The sequence below is a fragment of the Pseudomonas sp. NPDC090752 genome (assembly GCF_055584805.1).
This window is the reverse complement of the sequence record NZ_JBVJLI010000039.1, coordinates 1-2,959: the sequence shown is the minus strand read 5'-3', so window position 1 is coordinate 2,959 and position 2,959 is coordinate 1. Positions and strand designations below refer to the sequence as shown.

Here is a 2,959-nt window from a genome sequence, read left to right as displayed (position 1 = left end):
GAGCAGACGCGAGTCAGAGCTGCGGTCAGAGTGGTCTTACCGTGGTCAACGTGGCCGATAGTGCCGACGTTAACGTGGGGAAGGGAACGATCAAACTTTTCCTTAGCCATCGATACAATCCTCCGCAGAAGAAATAGCATTACGCTGATAAAACAAAGGCAGATATTTTCATATCTGCCTTGTTTATATGGAGCTCTTGAGCGGATTTGAACCGCTGACCTCACCCTTACCAAGGGTGTGCTCTACCAACTGAGCTACAAGAGCGAAACACTTTGCGCAAAATCCTGCAAACTTGGAGCGGGTAGCGGGAATCGAACCCGCATCATCAGCTTGGAAGGCTGAGGTTCTACCACTAAACTATACCCGCGGAGCTTGCGGCTCTCGCTAAAACTGGTGGAGGGAGAAGGATTCGAACCTTCGAAGCTCTCGCAACGGATTTACAGTCCGTCCCCTTTGACCGCTCGGGAATCCCTCCAGATGTGGCCGGCATTCTATTTGTCTGCCGTCCTAGTGTCAAGCGTTTTTTCAAATTTTTTCAATCAAATCTGAAACTTAGCTGCTTTGACACTGCCTCCAGTTCTACCACCTGAGTGGTGTTCCCTGTGAAGCGGGCGCCATTCTATCAAGCTATTCGCCAGTTGCAATACCCTGGCAGAAAATAATTTTATGTTTTAAGTCTTTGAAATCGTTGGAAAGAGAGTCGAGTACGGTTTGGTCCAGCAAACGCTCGCTTTCAGGCGCTACTTTAAGCCAGAGTCCATCCGCCCCCGGCAATTGGCCGGATACCGGTAGGGCGTTGATATCAAGGCTGAGCAGGCGCTGACGCAGGGCATCAAGCTGCTCTTTACCTGCCAGGCCACCTACGACCAAGCATTCCTCACGGCGCCGAGCCGGCGCAGAGACGCCTGTTTCGCGCAACAGGCGAATCTCTTGTTGATTGCCTTTATACAAAGACAGCGGGGCGACATCCTTGGCTTTGAGCGGGGCTTCCTGCTGGTGCCACACGTAGTAGAAGACGTTGAGAACCAGTAACAGCAGAAACAACCAACGCATACGCACCTCAGTCCAATGGGCAGGCCATTGCCAGGCCGACGAATACCAGATCAGGCACTACACGCGCCTGTGGTGCAGCTTCACGCACCAACGGTGCATCGCCACCGGTAAGAAACACGGTAAAGCTTTCACCCCACAACGCACGCGCTTGCTCGACCTGAGTGCGTGCAAATCCCTGCAACATCAGCACGCACCCGCGCTCGACGGCCTCGACAGTCGAACGCCCTGGGGCGAGGCTATACAGCGCACGCTCTGCCGAAGCGTCGTCGTAACGGATCCGCCGGGTATGCGTCCGCAGCTGGCTGCGCATCAGCGGCATACCTGGACAGATGTAACCTCCCAGGTGCTCGCCATCTGCGGCAATAAAATCGGCTTTCGCGGCAGTACCCAGATCAATCACAAGGCAAGCCCCTCCAGCCAGATGGAACGCACCCAATGCTGCCAGCCAACGGTCCATGCCCAAGCGCTGGAAATCTTCATAACCGTTACGCACACCGGCCATTTGCTGGGCGGGCTCAGCGACTCGCGCGACGACGCAGAACGCCTGGGCGATCAATCCACAGAGCGCAGCGGTTTCTTCTTCACTGCGCACGCTGACGATTCGGCAACCCGACAAGCGCAATGACGTGAGGGCACTGACTTCAGCCACCAGCGCCTGATCCGAGTCGACAATACCGCCGCCCACGATCGTCGCGTCGGCAGCATGAATGACACGCCATTTAATGAAGCTGTTACCGCAATCGAGCTCAAGAATCATCACGCAACCTCAAACTGAGCTCACCACCACTGAAGCTCTTTTCTACACCGTCGACCTCAAGGCGCAACCCGCCCTGCCCGTCCACTCCTAGCACTACCCCATCGATACGGGTACTGCCAGCAATAAGCGACACATTACGCCCTTGCCATAGATGAGCCTGCTCCCACTCCTCCTGGAATGCGGCAAAACCATAGCGACGGTGACGCGCCAACTCGTGCTGCAGATGCTGACTGAGCATGGCCACCAAGCGATTACGATCAATTGTCGCGCCTACTTCACGCCGCATCGAGGTCCATTGCTGATCGACCTCGTCGTTAGACTGCATGTTCACGTTGATGCCGATTCCAAGGACGACATGACAGACATCCGCAGGATCACCCACCAGCTCCAGCAGAATGCCAGTGATCTTCTGCCCTCGCACAAGCACATCGTTGGGCCACTTCAACCCCACATCCTTAACACCAAAGGCTTGCAGCGTGCGCATGACAGCCAAGCCCACCACCAGGCTCAAGCCTTCCAGCTGACGCATGCCACCTTCGACACGCAGTACCAGACTGTAATAGAGGTTTTCCGCAAAAGGGCTTACCCATTGGCGGCCGCGACGGCCACGCCCAGCACTTTGGCGCTCGGCAATGACCAGAAATGGAGCAGCCTGGCCCTGGCCGGCAAGCCGAAGCCCTTCAGCATTGGTCGAATCGATGGTTTCGTGGATGAACACAGGCCACTGGTCACCCTCTGCAAAGTCGGCGATCGCCTTCGCTTCGAGCAGCGCGAGAGGCGCCGCTAGTTGGTAGCCACGTCCACGGACTTTGTGAATGGTGAGGTTCAGCTCACTTTCCAGGTGCTGCAGCTGCTTCCAAACAGCGCTGCGACTCACCCCAAGGGCTGCCCCCAAGGTTTCTCCGGAATGGAACCGGCCATCCTTGAGGAGATTCAACAACTTCAGCATGCCAGTCTCGACTTGGAATAAGGCTGGCATGATAGCTATGGGTAATGGGCTTGCATAGGAAAAGGGCCGCACGAAAAGTCACGGACATGGCGTTTTTTCGCCAGCAAAGACAAAACCCCTACCTGCTCGCGCAGATAGGGGTTTTGCGAAATGAATCTTGACGATGACCTACTCTCACATGGGGAAACCCCACACTACCA

The 2,959-nt window shown here is 55.8% G+C and carries 4 protein-coding genes and 3 tRNA genes; all 7 read right to left on the bottom strand.

The features are described 5' to 3' along the window. Positions 1-110, bottom strand: a 110-nt coding sequence (locus ACZ6YA_RS26010; RefSeq protein ID WP_132579187.1) for a GTP-binding protein, incomplete at its 3' end; no start/stop codon positions are given. 78 nt (positions 111-188) lie between these two features. Next, a tRNA-Thr gene (locus tag ACZ6YA_RS26005) sits at positions 189-264 on the bottom strand. 29 nt (positions 265-293) lie between these two features. Beyond that, positions 294-367: transfer RNA gene (locus ACZ6YA_RS26000), tRNA-Gly, on the bottom strand. Positions 368-391: 24 nt separating this feature from the next. Next, positions 392-475, bottom strand: a tRNA-Tyr gene (locus ACZ6YA_RS25995). A gap of 152 nt (positions 476-627) precedes the next feature. Then, positions 628-1,053 (bottom strand): hypothetical protein, encoded by a 426-nt coding sequence (locus ACZ6YA_RS25990; protein WP_465900623.1) that lies wholly within the window; start codon positions 1,051-1,053, stop codon positions 628-630. Between the two features lie 7 nt (positions 1,054-1,060). Then, entirely contained in the window at positions 1,061-1,810 is a 750-nt protein-coding gene (locus tag ACZ6YA_RS25985; protein ID WP_465900621.1) for a pantothenate kinase, read from the bottom strand. Then, positions 1,800-2,759 (bottom strand): bifunctional biotin--[acetyl-CoA-carboxylase] ligase/biotin operon repressor BirA, encoded by a 960-nt coding sequence (gene birA / locus ACZ6YA_RS25980; protein ID WP_465900619.1) that lies wholly within the window; start codon positions 2,757-2,759, stop codon positions 1,800-1,802. The genes ACZ6YA_RS25985 and birA overlap by 11 nt, the downstream gene beginning before the upstream one ends. Between the last annotated feature and the right edge of the window lie 200 nt (positions 2,760-2,959).

Bases quoted from the DNA above. Each gene is read 5' to 3' on its own strand.
- ACZ6YA_RS25990 (WP_465900623.1), bottom strand. From the start codon at position 1,053: ATGCGTTGGTTGTTTCTGCTGTTACTGGTTCTCAACGTCTTCTACTAC.
- ACZ6YA_RS25985 (WP_465900621.1), bottom strand. From the start codon at position 1,810: ATGATTCTTGAGCTCGATTGCGGTAACAGCTTCATTAAATGGCGTGTC.
- birA (WP_465900619.1), bottom strand. From the start codon at position 2,759: ATGCTGAAGTTGTTGAATCTCCTCAAGGATGGCCGGTTCCATTCCGGA.